Source organism: Variovorax sp. GW821-FHT10B04 (assembly GCF_059415645.1).
Genome location: NZ_JBWKNQ010000006.1, coordinates 17,460 through 35,078, shown reverse-complemented (window position 1 = coordinate 35,078; position 17,619 = coordinate 17,460). Strand labels below are relative to the sequence as shown.

Sequence of the window (17,619 nt, the reverse complement as noted above, 5' to 3'; positions counted from 1 at the left end):
GCGGGTGGTCGGTCGGATCGGGCGATCACAGGCCGGTGGGCCGGGTGACTGGCGGCAGCACGGCTTCGAGCGCGGCGCCGATGGCCAGCAGATGGCGGTCGGCACCGGCCGGGCCGTCCAGCGCGAGGCCGACCGGCAGGCCGTCGGCGCCGAGGCCGGCCGGCAGGCTCAGGCCCGGAATGCCGGCATTGCTGCCGGGGTCGGTGTTGCGGATGAAGGTCGGGAAGGCCGGTAGCACCTCGCCGTTGAATTCCGTCATGCTCTCCGGGCCGACCTGGCGCGCGGTCAGCGGCGAGGTCGGGAACACCAGCGCCTGCACGTCGTGGCGCGCGAAGGCGTCGCGGTACAGCGCCTGCAGCCGCTCGCGTGCCGCCATCGCGGCGCGGTAGGCGTCTTCGCCGATCGCGCCGCCGGTCAGCAGCGGCTGCAAGATGGCCGCCACGTCCGGGCTGCCGATGCCCGCGATCAGCGCCGCCATGTCGACCGTGTGGCCGGACGCGCGCAGGTAGGCCGGCATCTCCACCATGAATTCATACAGCGCGACCGGGAAGCCGACCGCGTCGTTCAGCGCGTCCAGGCCCGGCAGGTCGACCTCGACCAGCACCACGCCGGCGCGCTGGAGCGTGCCGAGCGTCTCATCCATCATCGCGGCGACTGCGGCGTCCATCGGACCCCAGAAGCGTGCGCGCGGCAGGCCGAGCCGCAGGCCGTGCAGGTCGACCGATGCCGGCGGTGCGAGCGGCGACGGCTCGCCGGCCAGCACCGCGTCCAGCAGCGCGAGGTCGCCGACGTTCCACGCCATCGGGCCGGCGGTGTCGCGGGTCGAGGCGATCGGCGCGATGCCGGTGCCGTCGATGCGGCCCACGGTCGGGCGCAGGCCCGCGATGCCGCAGAGCGCGGCCGGCAGCCGGACCGACGCGCCGGTGTCGGTGCCGATCGCACCCGGCACCAGCCCGGCCGCGACGATCGCGGCCGAGCCGCCGCTGCTGCCGCCGGGGATGCGGTCGGTCGCCCACGGGTTGCGCACGGCGCCCGTCACGCCGTTGTGGCTGGAGATGCCGAAGGCGAGTTCGTGCATGTTGGCCTTGCCCGAAATTACCGCGCCGGCGCCGCGCAGCCGCTGCACGATGCGCGCGTCGGCGTTGGGCGTCTTGCCGCGCAGCGCGCCGGTGCCGGCGCTGGTCGGCAGGTGCGCGGTGTTGATGTTGTCCTTCAGGCCCAGCGGCACGCCCAGCAGCGGTGCGGTGTCGCCGCGGGCGAGTGCGGCGTCGGCGTCGCGTGCCTGCGCCAGGAAGGGCGCGGCGTCGAAGTCGACATAGCCGTTCAGCCGCGACAGCGCGGCCGTGCGCGCGGCCAGCGCCTGCGAGTGCTCCGCGCAGCTGAAGTCCTTGTTTCTCAATGCGTCCCTGAGCTGGCGCACCCCGTATTCATGCAGTTCCATGTCGATTCCCGGCACTGGTTTCACGTTCGTTGGTCAGCGACTGCGGGAAGCTCGGTTCCCCCGTCGGCGAGGCTTCAGCTTAGGGATCGGGCGTCCGAAAAGCTCCCCTCAAAACCGAGGGGACGGCGACGGCTGCGAGCGGGCACTCTTCCTGCATGCGGCGCTGGCACCGCATCGACACGGCACGGGAAAGGGGCCGGTTGCGCGGCGACCATTCCCTGCCTGCACCGTCCTGGAGCCCCCATGTACTTGTCCGACGCACAGACCACCGCGCTGGCCGAGAGCTTTCGGCTGCTCGTCAACGCCCAGGACCTGGACGAATTGCGGCAGGACCTGGGCGCGCCCATCACGCGCCTGCTCGGTGCGGAGTCCGCGGTGTCGCGCGACCTGGACCCCTCGACGTCGACCTACACGATCCGCGTCGCCCACAACATCGACCCGGTCCATGCCCGGGCCTACGACCAGTACTACCAGTTCTGCGACCCGGTCACGCCCGCACTCAAGCCGCGCGGCTGTGCGTCGTTCACGCAGGCGATGGACATGGGGCACCTGCACCGCACCGAGTTCTTCAACGACTTCCTGCTGCCGCACGGCATGCACTGGGGGATGAACCTGTATGCGATGGCCGGCGGCCAGTGCGTCGGCGACCTGCTGGTGTTCCGCTCGCGGGCGCGCCCCGATTTCGAGAAGAACGACGTCGAACTGCTGCGCCTGATCGAACCCGCGCTGACCGCGGCCTTCGTCCGGCTGCAGCCGAAGCCCGAGCCCGCTGCAGGCGCCGCAGCGGTGCCGGGCGACGGCCAGGCGCTGGCGGCGGCCGGCCTGACGAAGCGCGAGGCCGACGTCGCGCTGCTGGTGTTCCGCGGCGCCGCCGACAAGGAGATCGCGCGTGCGCTGGCGGTGGAGGTGACGACCGTGCGGTACTACCTGAAGAACGCGGCCGCGAAGCTGGGCGTGACGGGGCGCAGCCGGTTGGCGTTCACGGTGGCGGAACTGCTGGCCGCCCGCCAGGCCGGGCGGGGCATGCGGCTGCAGTGAATTCGCGGGCGCCGGCGCCCGCGCGGGTGCGGGTGCGAACGATCGGCGGAATCAGCCGCGTCGGGCCGCTTCGATGGTGGCGATATCGATCTTCGTCATCTGCATCATGGCTTCGAAGGCGCGCCTGGCGGCCGCCGGATCGGGGTCGACGATCGCGTCCGTGAGTGCCCGTGGCGTGATCTGCCACGACAGGCCCCACTTGTCCTTGCACCAGCCGCACGCGCTTTCCTGGCCGCCGTTGCCGACGATCGCGTTCCACAGGCGATCCGTCTCGGCCTGGTCGTCGGTGGCGATCTGGAACGAGAAGGCCTCGCTCTGCTTGAACGCCGGGCCGCCGTTCAGGCCGAGGCACGGGATGCCGATGACGGTGAACTCGACCGTCAGCACGTCGCCTTGCTTGCCCGAGGGAAAGTCGCCGGGCGCGCGGTGCACGGCGCCGACGGCGCTGTCCGGAAAGGTCTTGGCATAGAACTGCGCGGCGTCCAGGGCAGCGCTTTCGTACCAAAGGCAGATCGTGTTCTTGGGGAGCATTCTTTCTCCTGTCGTTGAGCACGGCGACCGGTGCTGCCGAAGGTGGCATGCTCGGTACGCATGAGACCGACGCATTATCGAATCCTGTCCGCGCTGCTGGCAATCGGCAGTTTGTCGGGCTGCGATCTCCTTTTTTCGGAGAAGCCGTCCGACCCCTTGCTCAGCAAGGAGGCGATCGCGACGCGCGAGACACCGCAGGAGCTGATGTTCCAGGGACAGCTGGCAGGCGAAAGCACCTTCCTGCTCGTTCACGACTGCGAGGTCTTTCGCGTCGAATCTCGTGAAGGCGGCGGCGTGAAGTGGACGAGCGTGCTGGAGCCGGATTTCTATCCGCTCTGGACCACGTGCATGCGCCAGTCGCTCTCGGTCAAGGCGGGAACGGTGACGGTCGAACTGGGCCGCCAGGCCTTCGGCGCCGGAGGCTGTTGCGCCACCGGTGGAACCTACACGTCCGTCGACGGACGTACCTGGCGGAAGCGCTGAACTGCGGTGGCGCCGCATGCCGCGGCCTGCAGGCCGGCACAGAACCTGCAAGACGCCCGTCGTCCACCGCCGCGCGCCAAGGCGCTGCGCCCATGTCCTCCTCACGAAAGCGATCGATCCGCATGTCGTTCACCCGATCCCTCGCCCTGGCGCTCGGCGCCGCCGCCGGCCTGATGATGCTGGCCCTGCCGTCTTCGGCGCAGGACGGCTATCCGAACCGTCCCGTGAAAGTCATCGTCGCGCTGCCGGCCGGCGGCAGCGTGGACATGGTGGCGCGGCTGATCAGCCAGCAGCTGGCGAGCGACCTGGGCCAGCCCTTCGTGGTCGACAACCGGGCCGGCGCGTCCGGCCAGATCGGCGTGCCGGCCGTGGCGAAGGCGGCGCCAGACGGCTACACCATCATGGTGTCGCCCGCGTCCTTCCTGACCACCAACAAGAGCATCTTCAAGACGCTGCCGTACAACCCCGAGACCGACTTCGCGCCGGTGACCAAGCTGGTCAACCAGGCCATGGTGCTGGTCGTGCGCGACAAGGCGCGCTTCGCCACCGTGGCCGACGTGCTGGCGGCGGCCAAGGCGAATCCCGGCAAGCTGACCTTCGCGTCCTCGGGCGACGGCAGCCCGCAGCATCTCGCGGGCCTGCTGTTCGAGAGCCGCACCGGCGTCCAGCTTCTGCACATTCCCTACAAGGGCGGCGCACCGGCCATCACTGACCTGATGGGTGGCGTGGTCGACATGGTGTTCGCGCCGCTGCCGGAGGCGCTGCCGCACATCAAGGCGGGCAAGCTGTATGCGGTCGGCGTGCTGAGCGACAGGCGTGCCGTGTCGGCGCCCGACATCCCGACGCTGCGCGAGGGCGGCGTCAACAACGTGGTGCTGTCCGCATGGATCGGCCTGCTGGCCCCGGCCAGGACGCCGCAACCGATCCTGGACCGGCTCAACAAGTCCGTGAAGACGCTGCTGCAGGGTGATGCCAAGGCCAAGCTGCTGGAGATCGGCATGGAGCCGGCACTCGACGACGCCAAGCCGCTGGGCCAGGTCATCTCGGAAGAGATCAAGCTTCATGCCGACCTGGTGAAGGCGGCGGGCGTGGTGCCGCAATAGGGCGCCGATTGCCCTGGGGGCCGGCGCTTCAGCGCCGGGTCGCTGCCCGCTGGCGCTTCACCTCGTACATCGCTGCGTCGGCCTTGCGCAGCGCGTGGTCCGCGCCGCAGATCTGCGGGTCGATGGCGACCGCGCCCACGCTGGCGCCGGTGTAGCGCAGGACCAGCGAACCCACCGCGACGTCGCCGATCGTGGCGTCGCCGAGCCGCTGGGCCAGGGCGTCGGTCACCGCGGCGGTGACCTCGCCCAGCGCCGGGCCGGGGCCGATCACGACGAACTCGTCGCCGCCCAGCCGGGCGAGCAGGTCGCCCTTGCGCAGCGTGGTGCTGAGCCGCTGGGCCATCGCGCGCAGGAAGCCGTCGCCGCATTCGTGGCCATGGACGTCGTTGATCGCCTTGAAGCCGTCGAGATCGATGAACGCCACCAGCACGGATTCCCCGGCGCGTGCGCCTCGCGCGATCATGGCCTGCAGCTCCTCCATGAGCGAGCGCCGGTTCGGGAGCTCCGTCAAGGCGTCGGTCCGCATGCTCGTTGCGAGCTGGGCATTGGCGACGCGCAGCTGGGACACCAGGCGCTCTCGTTCGACATGCTGGCCGATCAGGCGCGAGAACAGCTCCAGCACGTGCTGCGCGTCGAGCCGCAGCGGCACCTCGGCCATGCTGGCGGCGCACAGCGTGCCGTAGAGATTGCCGTCGTCCGTGCGCACCGGCGCGCTGACATAGGTGCGGATCCCGAGCTCGCGTGCCGCGTCGGAGTCTCCCCAGCACTCGGCGACGTTGCTCGTGTAGGGCCGGCCTTCGTCGAGTGCGCGCTTGCAGAGGGTATCGGCCCAAGGCACCTTGAGGCCCTCGGGGATGAGAAGTCCGTCGCTCCTGCCATTGCGCGCGATGACCACGTGCTGGATGCCACCGTCGAGATCGACCGAGGTGAGGTAGGTGGATTCGCAGCCGGTGACGGCCTCCAGCATTTCGAGCATCGGGCGCGTCAGGTCTTCCAGAGTGGCGGCGTTGGCGACGGTTTCGGAGAGTTGGGCGAGCACTTGATCCATGCCGATATTTTCGCGGCCAATCCGTGCTGCCGTCACCATGCCGGGCGGCCAGGCTGTGGTAATCCAGATACGGCGGCGCGGAATCGACCGCGCCCGGGCGGTGCGCCCGCGTTCGGTCGGGTTGCGTTCAGCGAACGTCGAACAGCGCGGCCGCGTTGCCCCAGGCGACACGCTGCGCCACGTCCGGCGGCAGGTCGCCGAGCCACACGCGGTAGCCGCGCATGGTCTGGTCGTAGGCGCTCCAGCGCTGGTTGACCCAGGTGTCGGAGCCGACCAGGAAGCGGTCTGGGTACTTGAGGATCAGTGCGCGCCATTCGGGGCACAGCCGGCCACCGTCGCAGGTCAGCCCCGGCCGGTACGAGAGTTCGCCCATCAGTTGCGGATAGCGCGCCAGCAGCGACTCGACCCGCTCGATCGGTGGGCCGCCGATGCCCGTGTGGGCCCAGATCAGCCGCACCGACCGGCCTTTGGATGGCGTGTTGGCCATCAGCAGGTCGACCGCCACGTCGTCGACGTGAGCCAGCACCGCAAGCTGCTGCCGTTCCGCCAGCGCCATCAGTTTCTTCGCCACCGGGCCGTTGGCGTTGGCGCTGTCGTACAGGTGGAACTCGCCGAGCCCGCGGTACGGCCCGCTGGGCGTGCCACGCGCCAGTTCGGCCTGCACCATCTCATGGATGCTTTCGTCGCGAAACCAGTTGGTGTAGTCGTCGCGGTTGCGGTACAGGCGCACGAAGGGCACCACCGTGACGCCGGCTTCGCGCGTCTCGCGGGCGGCGGCCAGGGTTTGCGTGCCGGCGTTGGGCCGGGAGTTCGCGATGATCGCGCGGACGTCGTTGCGCTGCATGCGCGCCAGCGCCTCGGCCGGCGGGTAGGGCCCTGTGTTGCCGTCCCAGGCTTCCTGGTTGTAGTGCAGGTGCGTGTCGAACAGCGGGCCTGCGTAGTCCGTCGTGCGGGTGCCGTCCTGCGGCGCCTGCGCCTGCGCCATCGGCATGACGGCCGCGGCGGCAACCAGGAGCAGGGCGGCCATGGGCGTGCGGATGGTCATGCCGGTCTCGCGTTCAGACGTAGCGCGGAATCGGGCCGTTCTGCGGCGTGGTGTCGCCGCCCAGGTCGAGCCCGACCTTGTCGATGAAGCACCAGCCCCAGCCTTCGGGCGGGTCGTAGCCTTCGATGATCGGATGATCGGTCGCGTGGAAGTGCGCCCGCGCATGGCGGTTGGGAGACTCGTCGCAGCAGCCGACGTGTCCGCAGGTGCGGCACACGCGCAGATGGACCCAGACGCTGCCGGACTTCAGGCAGTCCTCGCACCCCAGCGCACTCGGAACGACGTGCCGGATGCCGGCGGTATGCGTGCATTGCTTGCTCATGGCGGGCGCTGGGCGATCAGCCGGCGTTGCGGCTCGACTCGAACAGGAACCAGGTGCGGCGTTCGGTCTCGTCGATCCAGTTTTCAAGCAGGCTGGAGGACGCGATGTCGCGGTGCTCGTCGGTCACGTTGTGGGCTTCGCGCATGCGGGCAGCCAGCGTCTTGTTGTCTTCGCGCAGCTCGGCCAGCATGTCCAGCGGCTCGACGTAGTCGGCATCGTTGTCGCTGATGCGCTGCGTGCGTGCGATGTGGCCGATCGAGCGCAGCGTGGTGCCGCCCACCTTGCGGATGCGCTCGGCGATCGGGTCGGTCATGGCGTACAGCTGGTCGCCCTGTTCGTCCAGCAGCAGGTGGTAGTCGCGGAAATGCGCGCCGCTCATGTGCCAGTGGAAGTTCTTGGTCTTCAGGTACAGCGCGAAGACATCGGCGAGCACGCCGTTGAGCGCGGCGGTGATGTCACGCGTCGCCTCGGCGGGGAGGTCGCTCGGCGTGGCCAGCGGCGCCTTGCGGCGGGCTTGCAGCTGGGCAGACTGGCTCTCGGTGTTGGTTGTCATGGCAGTTCGCTTTCCAAAGGTGCAGTTGATGAACGAGGGTCGGCATGCCGCGCGCCGGAGCGCTCGGCATTGCCGAACACAACCAGAGTGTGCGCCCGGTCGATTGCGCCTGCATTGCCGTCGGGCTTCATGCGGTGCGTTCGGCACCGTCTCTTGATGCAGCGCAGAAACCCGGGCGGCCGATCATCTCGGCCGAGGCAAGGTCAGGTCAGTCAGGTCAGAGCACGGGCCGGACCGGCGGCTGCCAGGGCGACCGGCCTGCGTACAGGCGGCGCACCTGCAGTGCGCAGCCGATCAGCAGCAGCACGAAGAACACGCCGATCACCTTCTGCAGCGCCGGATCGTCCGGGCCGGTGAACAGCGGTGCGCCGACCGGCAGGCGCGTGAAGGTCTCGTTCAGTCCCGGAATCATGTGGAAGAACAGCGTGACCGAATAGGCGATGGTCTCGATGTAGCGCGACGCGCGCCCGAACACCGGCCGGGTACCGGCGAGGACCGCAACCGCGAGCACCAGGAGCGTGATGATGCCGAGCGCATGCGGCGCCCCGAAACCGCCATGCCGGAAGATGCCGAAGCTCGTCAGGCAGGTCAGCACCGTGGCCCAGATGTAGGTGCGGCCGAGCGCGTGTCGCGCCGGGATCTCGCTGAAGCGGATCATCGCGGCGATGCCGGCGACAAGTGCGACGAGGCTGATGGCCGTATGGACCAGGCCGAGGGGAGTCAATCCGAACATGGTGCGTTCCTGTGGTCTGTGGGGGAAACCTTGTGGGCGGGGCCAGTCGCGGAATCGGCATGCGGATGCTGCGACCGTGCCGGGCGCCATGGTGCCGTGTATCCCGCTTGTGTTCAAGCCCGGCCGGCTTCCCCGAGCACCATCGAACGACTCAGCGGCTGGCCTGGCCGGGTTCCGGCCACGGCGCCTGCGCCCCGCGCGCCGATTCGTAGAAGGCGGCCATCTGCAGCACGCCCAGGTCGTCGAAGCGGCGTCCGGCGATCTGCAGGCCGATCGGCAGGCCGCCGGCCGAGTAGCCGCAGTTGATCGACGCGGCCGGCTGCTCGGACTGGTTGAACACCGACGTGAAGTGCGAGTCCTTCAGCAGGTTCTCGGAGCCGCTGTTGGTGGCCTCGGCCGCGAACGGCAGGACGGGCGATACCGGTGACAGCACGTAGTCGAAGGCCTGCGTGGCGGCGACCGTCGCGGCGCGCATCGCCTGCATGCGCGAGAACGCGCGGAAGGTGTCCTCGGGCGTGAGCTGGGCGGCGAATTGCGCCGCACCGTGGATGTAGTCGGCGGCCAGCCTGGCACGTTCCGGCGGCATCGCGGCGAGGTCCACGCGGCAGCGCATCGTGAAGAAGTGCGCCATGCCCATCCGCATGTCGAGCGTCGTCCAGTCCGTCAGCGGCTCGACGATGGCGCCGGCCTGATCGAAGGTGCGCGCCGCGGCCAGCACGGCGTCGTGCACTTCGGCGTCGATCGCCCAGCCGCCCGCGGGCTCCATCCACAGGCCGATGCGCACACCGCGCAGGTCGCGGCCGAGTTGCCGCCACGCGATGTCCTGGGCCGGCAGGCTCATGTAGTCGCGTGCGTCCGGGTGCGTCACCACCTGCATCAGCAGCGCGGCGTCGGCGACGGTGCGGGTCATCGGCCCGATCACGCGTGCAGCCGCCGGTGGGTCGACCGGGATGCGGCCATGGCTGGGCTTCAGCCCGAAGACGCCGCAGAAGCTCGCCGGAATGCGTACCGAGCCGCCGATGTCGGTGCCCAGGTGCAGCGGCCCATAGCCCGCCGCAGCGGCTGCGCCCGCGCCCGAGCTGGAGCCGCCGGTGTTGCGGCTCACGTCCCACGGGTTGCGCGTGAGCGGGTGAAAGCTCGACGGCGCCGCGCCCAGGAAGCCGAAGTCGGGCATCGTGGTCTTGGTCACGATCACGGCGCCGGCCTCGCGCAGGCGGGCCGCCGCGGGTGCGTCGGCTGCCGCCGGTGCGAGCACGGTCGATGCACTGCCCAGCGGCACCGGCGTGCCGCGGGTCGCGATGTTTTCCTTGAGCGTGACGGGCACGCCGTCGAGTTCGCCCTGCGGTGCGCCGCTGGCCCATCGGGCTTCCGACGCGCGCGCTGCAGCCAGCGCGGCGTCGGCGTCCAGCCCGTAGGTCGCCCGGATGCTCGGCTCCCAGTGTTCGATGCGTGCAAGCACCGCGTTCGTCACGTCGACGGGAGAGAGGTCGCGGTCGCGGTAGCGTGCCAGGAGCTGGACGGCGCTGAGTTCGTACAAGGGTGTGGTCATGGTTTGTCTTGCGTTGCGTTGGATCGATTCGAAGGGTCGGACGACGGCGTGCGGCCGCCGATGGCTCAGCCGCGCCCGAAGGCGTAGCCCTGGCCGGGTGCCGCGGCCAGCAGCGAGCGCGTGTAGGCCTCCTGCGGCGCGAGCAGCACGTCGCGGGCCGTGCCCTGTTCGACGATGCGGCCCTTGTGCATCACGATCAGCCGGTCGCAGATCTGGCTGGCGACCCGCAGGTCGTGCGTGATGAAGAGGATGCCGATGGAAAGCCGCTGCTGGATCTCGGTGAGCAGCTTGAGGATCTGGTCCTGCACCGACACGTCGAGCGCCGAAACGGCCTCGTCCGCGATCAGCACCTGCGGCTCGCAAGCCAGCGCGCGGGCGATGCACAGGCGTTGCCGCTGGCCGCCCGAAAATTCGCTCGGGTAGCGGTGCAGCACGTCGGGCTTCAGGCGCACGAGGTCCATCAGTTCCTCCGCGCGCTTCCAGGCCTGCGCCGGCGGTACGCCGAAATTGACCGGCCCTTCCACGATCGACTGGCCGACCGTGCGGCGCGGGTTGAGCGAACGGTTCGGGTCCTGGAACACGACCTGCACCATGCGGCGAAAGGCCGACAGGCGCGCGCGCTTCGAGTGCTGCGATTCGATGCGCGGCATGCGCACGTCGCCGCTGGTGGGTTCGATCAGGCCCGCGATGCAGCGCGCGACGGTCGACTTGCCCGAGCCCGATTCGCCGACGATGCCGACCGTCTCGCCGGCACGCAATTGCAGCGATACGTCGGCGGCGGCATGCACTTCGCGGCGCTTGCCCGGCCAGGCGCCCGATCGGTAGATCTTGGTCACGCCATGGGCGTCGAGCAGCGGCGCTTCGTCCGGCACCGGCGGCCGCGTGGCGGGCTCGAGGCGCGGCACGGCGTCGAGCAACATGCGCGTGTAGGGCTCGCGCGGGCGGCGCAGCACCTCGTCCTTCAAGCCGCTCTCGACCTGGCGGCCGAGCTGCAGCACCACCACCTGGTCGGCGATGTCCGCCACCACGCCGAAGTCGTGCGTGATGAACAGCACCGCCGTGCCGTTCTCCTGCTGCATCTCGCGGATCAGCGCGAGGATCTCGGCCTGCGTGGTCACGTCGAGCGCGGTGGTCGGCTCGTCGCAGATCAGCAGCGCCGGACGCAGGATCAGCGCAATGGCAATCACGATGCGCTGGCGCTGCCCGCCCGAGAGCTGGTGCGGATACGCGTCGTGGATGCGTTCCGGCTCCGGCAGGCGGACGCGCGCGAAGATCTCGAGCACCTTGCGCCGCCGCTCGGCAGCACCGAGCTGCGTGTGCTCGGCAAGGATCTCGTCGACCTGCGCGCCGCAGCGCATCACCGGGTTCAGCGCGGTCATCGGCTCCTGGAAGACCATCGCCATGCGCGCGCCGCGCAAGGCGCGCAGCCGGGCGGCATCGGCGTCGAGCACGTTCTCGCCCTGGACCTCGATGCGCCCGCGAGACGGCACCAGCGATGCCGGCAGCAGCCCCATCACCGCCTGCGCGATCACCGATTTGCCGGAGCCCGATTCGCCCAGCAGGCAGACCACCTGGCCAGGCATCACGTCGAAGGAGATGTCATGCACGGCGTGCGGCCGGTCGGCGCCCGGCGGCAGGTCGATGCACAGGTCGCGCACGCGCAGGCAGGGCGCCGCGTTGGATGCAGCTGTCGTCATCTCAGGCACCCCGCGGTTTGAACTTGGGATCGAGCGCGTCGCGCAGGCCGTCGCCCAGCATGTTCACCGCCAGCACGGTGAGCGCGAGGAAGGCGCCTGGCAGCAGCACGGTCGACGGATGCGTCGTGAAATAGGCACGGCCTTCGGACATGATGTTGCCCCAGGTCGGCACGTCGGACGGCAGGCCGATGCCGAGGAAGGACATGACCGCCTCCACCAGCATCGCGGCGGCGCAGACGAAGGTGCCCTGCACGATCAGCGGCGCCACCGTGTTCGGCAGGATGTGCCGCAGCATCAGCTTCCAGGTCGGCGTGTCGAGCGCCACGGCGGCCTCGACATAGGGCTCCTCGCGCACCGACAGCACGACCGAGCGCACCAGCCGCGCGACGCGTGGCGTCTCGGGCACGACGATGGCGAGCATCACGGTCCACAGGCTCGGTCGCCACACGGCCACCAGGACGATGGCGAAGAGGATGCCGGGGATGGCCATCACGCCGTCCATGACGCGCATGACGATGCCGTCGAGCCGCCGGAAGTAGCCGGCCACCATGCCGACCAGCAGGCCGAGCGCGGTCGAGCCGAGCGCCACGCTGACGCCGACCGACAGCGAGATGCGCGCGCCGTAGGCGGTTCGGCTCCAGATGTCGCGGCCCATGCTGTCGGTGCCCATCGGGAAGAAGCGCTCGAAGCTGTCGCCGGCCAGCGTGACGAATTCGGCGTGTGCGCCGGGCGACAGGTGCGAATTGGCCGGGTCCATCGCATTGGGATCGATGGTGTAGAGCCACGGCGCCGCCACGGCGACCAGCACCATGAGGCACAGCATCGCCGCGCCGATGCGCACGGAGCCGTTGGAGAGCACGCGGCGCGGCAACGAAGGCTTGCGCCTTGCCGGCGTCGGAGGGTTGCCTGCGGGAAGAGGGATCGAAGTCATGGAGAAGGTCTCGAGGGGCTCGGCGGTTTCGATGAAGGGGCGCGGTGCATCAGTAGCGGATGCGCGGGTCGAGCAGCAGGTAGCTCAGGTCGACCAGCAGGTTGACGACCACGTAGACCAGCGAGAAGAACAGCGTGATGCCCTGGATCAGCGGGTAGTCGCGCGACAGCACGGCATCGACCGTGAGCTGGCCCAGGCCGGGTATCGCGTAGATGGTCTCGGTCACGACCACGCCGCCGATCAGTCCCGCCACGCTGAGTCCGATGATGGTGGCGATCGGCACGGCTGCGTTGGCCAGCGCATGGCGCAGCAGCATGCGCCATTCCGAGATGCCCTTGGCGCGCGCCGTGCGCACGTAGTCTTCGGTCAGTGCTTCGGAGACCGCGGCACGGGTGACGCGGGCGATCAATGCCGCATACATCACGGCCAGCGTGATGCACGGCAGCACCAGGTTGCGCAGCCACGGCCCGATGCCGTTCGCGATGCGGCTGTAGCCCTGCGACGGCAGCCAGCCGAGTTGCATCGAGAACAGCCAGATCATCAGGTAGCCGGCCACGAACACCGGCACCGAGAAGCCGAGCACCGAGGCACCCATGATGAAGCGGTCGAGCCGGCCGCCGCGTTGCGACGCAGCCAGCACGCCGAGCGGCACCGCGATCAGCACGGTGAGCACCACCGTCACCGCGGCCACCGAAAGCGTGGGTTCGAGCCGCTGGCCGATCAGGTCGGTCACGCGCATCTTGTAGAAGAACGAGTAGCCGAGATCGCCGCGCAGCACATGGCCGAGCCAGCTGGCGAACTGGCTGACGATCGAGTCGTTCAGCCCGAGCTGCGTGCGGATGCGTTCGATGTCCAGCGCGGTCGCGCCGTCACCTGCGATGGCGGCGGCCGGGTCGCCGGGCGTCATGCGCAACAGCAGGAACACGATGACGGCCACGATCAGCAGGACCGGTACGGTGGCGAGCCCGCGCCGCGTCAGGAAGTTGAACATGTCGGTGGGTTCCGAGGCGTTACTTCTTCTGTACGTTCCAGTACAGCACCGCGGGTGAAGGCAGCAGGCCGGTGATCGTGCCGCGGCGGACGGCGGTGGGTGCCTTGCCTTCGCCGAGCGGCGCGATCACGCCGCCTTCGAGCGCACGCGTCTGGATCTGGGTGGCGATTTCCTTGCGCTGGGCGAGGTCGGCCGTCGCGATGAAGCGCGACTTCAGCGCCTCCAGCTCGGGGTCGGTCGGCCAGCCGAAGTAGCCCTGGTCGCCGTTGCCGGTCAGCGGGCTGTAGGTGAGCGGGCTGCTCGCGTCGATGCCGCCCCAGAAGGTGATGAAGGCGTTCCAGCCGCCGTTCTCCGGCGGGTCCTTGCGGGTGCGGCGCGTCACCAGCGTCGCCCAGTCGGTGGTCTGCACGTCGACGTTGAAGCCGACCTGCTTGAGCAACTGGCCGTACACGGCCGGCAGCTTGTTGAGCGCCGGCGAATCGCCGGGCAGCATGATCACGACCGGCTTGCCGTCGTAGCCCGATTCCTTCAGCAGCTTGCGCGCTTCCTCGAACTGCGGCTTGCCGGTGTAGAAGCCGGTCTTGTCGCTGGCGTAGACCGAACCGCAGAGATAGATCGATGCGCAGGGCTTGTAGAAGTCGCGGTAGGTCGCCTGTGCCCGCAGCATCGCTTCCTGGTTGATCGCGAGCATCGCGGCCTTCAGCGCCTTCGGGTTGTTGAAGGGCGGCACCTTGTGGTTGTAGATCACGGTGAACGGGCCGGCGGGCATCACGTCCACCAGCTCGATCTTCGGGTCGGTGCGCATGCCGACGAAGGCCGACACGGGTACCGTCTCGAGCATGTCGACCTCGCCGTTGAGCAGCGCATTGGCCTGCGTCTGCGGGTCGCGCAGCATCACCCATTCGACGCTGTCGACGTGCACCACCTTGCCGCCGGCAAGGCCCGACGCAGCTTCCTTGCGCGGCACGTAAGCCGTGTTCTTGCGGTAGATGACGCGGTCGCCGGGCCGGAAGTCTTCCTTCGACAGCGTGAAGGGGCCGGAGCCGATCATCTCGTCGATCTGCTTGTCGGCGGGCGTGTCGGCCACGCGCCTGGGCATGATGAAGGGGACCAGCGGGCTCGGCTTGCCGAGCGCGTCGAGCACCACGCCGAAAGGCACCTTGAAGCTCATGCGGAAGCCGTTCGGGCCCTCGGCCACGATGCTGTCCATGGCCTCGTACATCTTCTGGCCCAGGGTGTCGCGCTTGGCCCAACGCGCGAGCGAGGCGATCACGTCCTGCGATGTGACCGGCGCACCGTCATGGAATTTCAGGCCGGGGCGCAGCGTGAAGGTCCAGACCTTGTTGTCCGCGCTGGCGCTGTACTTGTCGACCATCTGCGGCTTGATCACACCCTTCTCGTCCATGCCGAACAGGGTGTCGTAGATCATGAAGCCGTGATTGCGCGTGATGTTGGCCGTGGTCCAGATCGGATCGAGGATCTTCAGGTCGGACGAGGGCACGGTGCGCAGCACGGTTTCGGCCGATGCGCCGGCGGAAAGCGTCAGGGCCAGCGCCGACACGGACAGCGCGAGCGCACGGCGAAGCGAAATTGGAATAGCCATGGTGTCTTACTTCTTTCGGGGAGCGGGGGAAGGGGAACGGGACGGGCGGGACGACGGGGTGGAGGCCTTGGAAGCGGTCTTGCTGGCGCGCAACTCGGCCAGCAGGAACTCGAAGATGTCGCGCGAGCCGGCCTCGGCGTCGATGAGCTTGTGGAGGATGCGGCGCAGCGTGTCGACCTCGGAGACGGTCAGGCAGTCGAGGAAGCGCGCTTCCATCTCCTTGCCGATCGGCTCGGCGCGCTGGACGATGTCGACGCCGCCATCGGTCAGGAACAAGTGGATCTGGCGCGCGTCCTCGTTGCCGATCTGCCGCGTCACCAGCTCGCGCTGCACCAGCGCGCTGATCAGCTTGGAGACGAGCGTCTTCTCGATCGCGCAGACCTGCACCAGCTGGCCCATCGTGATGCCGGGCGTGGTGCCGATCGCGCGCAGCAGGCGGATGTCGCGGATCGACAGGCCGATCTCGATCTCGTACACGCGCGAGCCGCGGTCGCGCGTGCGCTCGCTTGCCATGTCGAGCAGGACGTTGATGTAGTCGGTCTTGAGCTTGAGCGGCTTCATGGTGTTTTGTAGAAATATTCAATAGTTGAAATATTCAACTATATTTTTGGCAGATGCAAGCTTCGGGCCAGCGTTCAGGGAAAGTCCCGAGGCGTGGATGCGCCGTGTTGGCGCGTGAAGGGCCTGCTGATTGCAGGGCGATACGGCCGAACTGGTGCAGCGCGCACCGCGTTGCCGCGCGGCCAAGCCATGCACGCGTCTTCGAGGCCGTACCGGCGCCCCTAAACTTCATGCATGGACATGCGCCGTCGCCGGTGCGTGTCGCTTCAGGCAACGACGATCAGGAGCACAGCGCGATGAACCAAGAACCACCGATCGACTTCAACGATCCCGTCTGGGCCATTCTTCGAAGCCTGCCGTCCATGCTGTCCTATTGGGACCGCGACCTGCGCTGCCGTTTCGCGAACCGCGCGCACGAGGACTGGTTCGGCGTCAAGCCTTCGCAGTTGTTCGACAGTGCATTGATCGATCTTCTCGGCCCCGAAATCTTCGCGAGGAGCGAGCCCTACATTCGTGGCGTGCTGCGGGGAGAACCGCAGGAGTTCGATCGAGTGCCGACAGACTCGGAGCGCATCCATCGGCCGGGCCTGGTCAACTTCCTTCCGCACATCGTGAACGGCAAGGTCATCGGCTTCGTCGTGCAGGTGACCGACGTGACCCGGCTGTACGACATGCAGGTACAGCTGCAGCAACAGGTCGACGACAAGGAGAAGGCCCTGGCCGCACTGCAGAAGAGCAGTGCCAATCTCCGGCAGGCACAGGCGCTGGGGCAGATCGGCAGCTGGACCCTGGATGCAACCAGCGGAACGATGACCTGGTCGTTGCAGCTCCATGCACTTTTCGGTCGTGACCCGGCAGCGGGACCGCCGAGCTTTCAGGAGCATGCAGTCTGCTACACGCCCGAAAGCTGGCAGCGCCTGGTCCGGACGGTGGACCAGGCGGTGAAGAACGGCGAGCCCTATACGCTGGAACTCGAATACGTCCACAGCAGCGGGCGCCGTGGCTGGCTGGAAGCGCGTGGTGCTTCGCAACGCGACGAACGTGGAGGCGTCACGGCGTTGTACGGCACGGCGCAGGAAATTACGGGGCGTCGCCTGGCGGGAAGCGTCGAAAGCCAGACCCAGCGGATCATTGCGCTGGAAGCCGAGCTGCTTTCCAGGGAAGCGAGGATCGCGGAGCTCGAACGCAAGCTGGCGCTGGCGGGCAAGGCGCGTTGATATCGGCACCGATTGCATCGGCTGTCGAGGCGGACGGCCTGTGCTGCAGGCCTTCATCGGATGTCGTGGTTCGATCGTCTTGAAAGCGCGATAAATATGCTAACGGCCTGCGGTTGGTAGCGTTGGGTAACGCGGGAGCCCCATCGCCGCCCAGGCACGGCCCGGGACGGCCGTCCCGAAGGCTGCGTTAGTGCCTTTCGAGATGTCGCATGGGAAGGCCGGGTTCATGACCTGTTTGCCAAGCCTCGGACGCGGATCACGTGTCGGTGACGATGTAAAGCAGCCGCTGAGGGGATCGTGACGGCGACCGCACCATGCGACGGGCGAGAACAACCGGCGCAGCACGTGCGCACCCATCGATCGCTCGGAAACGAAAAAGCCGCCTCGAGGGCGGCTTTTTTCTGGAATGTGGCCGTGGACACTTACGCGGTCCACGTTACGGCATGTTCACTTGCAGGAGCTACCTTGTATTTTTCTCGTCGTGGTAACTCTTGGTCGACGTGCCGTTATGAGATCCGGCTTGCCTGCGCAGGCATTGCCCAACAACTCGATGGGCAAGAGGCGGAGTATAGCATGCTTTGGAGAGGCGCCGTTCAAAGCGAATTGCGTACGCAACAAGGATCGTTCGACTGGACGCCGCCGACATCGCCGCCCTAGAATCCGCGACGCTCCGGGGCGCACGTGCATGACGTGCTGAGATGGCGAATCCTATCGCCGAACCCGCGAACTTGAACCGGTTAGTACCGGCGGAAGAAGAGCTGCAGTTCCCCTGA

General features: G+C 68.4%; 18 protein-coding genes and 1 riboswitch. Of the genes, 4 read left to right on the top strand and 14 right to left on the bottom strand.

The features are described from left to right. Nucleotides 1–25 precede the first annotated feature (25 nt). Nucleotides 26–1,441: an indoleacetamide hydrolase gene (gene iaaH / locus AC07PZ_RS16345; RefSeq protein ID WP_495296167.1), complete on the bottom strand. Its 1,416-nt coding sequence runs from the start codon at nucleotides 1,439–1,441 to the stop codon at nucleotides 26–28. 243 nt (nucleotides 1,442–1,684) lie between these two features. Here iaaH and AC07PZ_RS16340 point away from each other — a divergent pair, with 243 nt between their 5' ends. Beyond that, nucleotides 1,685–2,479 carry a helix-turn-helix transcriptional regulator gene (locus AC07PZ_RS16340; RefSeq protein WP_495296166.1) on the top strand — a complete coding sequence of 265 codons (795 nt, stop codon included), beginning with the start codon at nucleotides 1,685–1,687 and terminating at the stop codon, nucleotides 2,477–2,479. Between the two features lie 51 nt (nucleotides 2,480–2,530). On the opposite strand, the gene AC07PZ_RS16335 is transcribed toward AC07PZ_RS16340, so the two are convergent. Next, nucleotides 2,531–3,010, bottom strand: a complete 480-nt coding sequence (locus tag AC07PZ_RS16335; RefSeq protein WP_495296165.1) for a VOC family protein — start codon at nucleotides 3,008–3,010, stop codon at nucleotides 2,531–2,533. 30 nt (nucleotides 3,011–3,040) lie between these two features. Between AC07PZ_RS16335 and AC07PZ_RS16330 the strand changes: the two genes are divergently transcribed. Both AC07PZ_RS16330 and AC07PZ_RS16325 read left to right on the top strand, forming a co-directional pair. Further along, nucleotides 3,041–3,493: a hypothetical protein gene (locus tag AC07PZ_RS16330; RefSeq protein WP_495296164.1), complete on the top strand. Its 453-nt coding sequence runs from the start codon at nucleotides 3,041–3,043 to the stop codon at nucleotides 3,491–3,493. 92 nt (nucleotides 3,494–3,585) lie between these two features. Next, nucleotides 3,586–4,596, top strand: a complete 1,011-nt coding sequence (locus AC07PZ_RS16325) for a Bug family tripartite tricarboxylate transporter substrate binding protein (RefSeq protein ID WP_495296163.1) — start codon at nucleotides 3,586–3,588, stop codon at nucleotides 4,594–4,596. A gap of 28 nt (nucleotides 4,597–4,624) precedes the next feature. On the opposite strand, the gene AC07PZ_RS16320 is transcribed toward AC07PZ_RS16325, so the two are convergent. The 12 genes from AC07PZ_RS16320 to AC07PZ_RS16265 form a co-directional block, all read right to left on the bottom strand. Then, the gene (locus AC07PZ_RS16320) at nucleotides 4,625–5,644 is read right to left on the bottom strand and encodes a sensor domain-containing diguanylate cyclase (protein ID WP_495296162.1); all 1,020 of its coding nucleotides are present in this window, start codon (nucleotides 5,642–5,644) and stop codon (nucleotides 4,625–4,627) included. 127 nt (nucleotides 5,645–5,771) lie between these two features. After that, nucleotides 5,772–6,629, bottom strand: a complete 858-nt coding sequence (locus tag AC07PZ_RS16315; protein ID WP_495296461.1) for an amidohydrolase family protein — start codon at nucleotides 6,627–6,629, stop codon at nucleotides 5,772–5,774. 73 nt (nucleotides 6,630–6,702) lie between these two features. Then, nucleotides 6,703–7,011, bottom strand: a complete 309-nt coding sequence (locus tag AC07PZ_RS16310; protein ID WP_495296161.1) for a UBP-type zinc finger domain-containing protein — start codon at nucleotides 7,009–7,011, stop codon at nucleotides 6,703–6,705. Nucleotides 7,012–7,027: 16 nt separating this feature from the next. Next, nucleotides 7,028–7,564: a Dps family protein gene (locus AC07PZ_RS16305; RefSeq protein WP_495296160.1), complete on the bottom strand. Its 537-nt coding sequence runs from the start codon at nucleotides 7,562–7,564 to the stop codon at nucleotides 7,028–7,030. Continuing rightward, complete coding sequence (locus AC07PZ_RS16300; protein ID WP_495296159.1) at nucleotides 7,561–7,695, bottom strand: hypothetical protein; 135 nt, start codon at nucleotides 7,693–7,695, stop codon at nucleotides 7,561–7,563. Before AC07PZ_RS16300 ends, AC07PZ_RS16305 begins: the two co-directional genes overlap by 4 nt. An 86-nt stretch (nucleotides 7,696–7,781) precedes the next feature. Then, nucleotides 7,782–8,297, bottom strand: a complete 516-nt coding sequence (locus AC07PZ_RS16295; protein ID WP_495296158.1) for a DUF2306 domain-containing protein — start codon at nucleotides 8,295–8,297, stop codon at nucleotides 7,782–7,784. 151 nt (nucleotides 8,298–8,448) lie between these two features. Beyond that, entirely contained in the window at nucleotides 8,449–9,846 is a 1,398-nt protein-coding gene (locus AC07PZ_RS16290) for an amidase (RefSeq protein ID WP_495296157.1), read from the bottom strand. 65 nt (nucleotides 9,847–9,911) lie between these two features. Further along, nucleotides 9,912–11,543: a dipeptide ABC transporter ATP-binding protein gene (locus tag AC07PZ_RS16285; RefSeq protein WP_495296156.1), complete on the bottom strand. Its 1,632-nt coding sequence runs from the start codon at nucleotides 11,541–11,543 to the stop codon at nucleotides 9,912–9,914. 1 nt (nucleotide 11,544) lies between these two features. Further along, entirely contained in the window at nucleotides 11,545–12,474 is a 930-nt protein-coding gene (locus AC07PZ_RS16280) for an ABC transporter permease (protein WP_495296155.1), read from the bottom strand. A 49-nt stretch (nucleotides 12,475–12,523) separates the two neighbouring features. Beyond that, complete coding sequence (locus tag AC07PZ_RS16275; RefSeq protein ID WP_495296154.1) at nucleotides 12,524–13,465, bottom strand: ABC transporter permease; 942 nt, start codon at nucleotides 13,463–13,465, stop codon at nucleotides 12,524–12,526. Nucleotides 13,466–13,484: 19 nt separating this feature from the next. Next, entirely contained in the window at nucleotides 13,485–15,068 is a 1,584-nt protein-coding gene (locus tag AC07PZ_RS16270) for an ABC transporter substrate-binding protein (protein ID WP_495296153.1), read from the bottom strand. Nucleotides 15,069–15,074: 6 nt separating this feature from the next. Continuing rightward, entirely contained in the window at nucleotides 15,075–15,629 is a 555-nt protein-coding gene (locus AC07PZ_RS16265; protein ID WP_495296152.1) for a MarR family winged helix-turn-helix transcriptional regulator, read from the bottom strand. 104 nt (nucleotides 15,630–15,733) lie between these two features. Between AC07PZ_RS16265 and AC07PZ_RS16260 the strand changes: the two genes are divergently transcribed. Continuing rightward, on the top strand, nucleotides 15,734–16,846 hold the full coding sequence (locus AC07PZ_RS16260; RefSeq protein WP_495296151.1) for a PAS domain-containing protein: 1,113 nt from the start codon (nucleotides 15,734–15,736) through the stop codon (nucleotides 16,844–16,846). Between the two features lie 661 nt (nucleotides 16,847–17,507). Then, a riboswitch (TPP riboswitch) is annotated at nucleotides 17,508–17,618 on the top strand. Nucleotide 17,619: the final 1 nt, after the last annotated feature.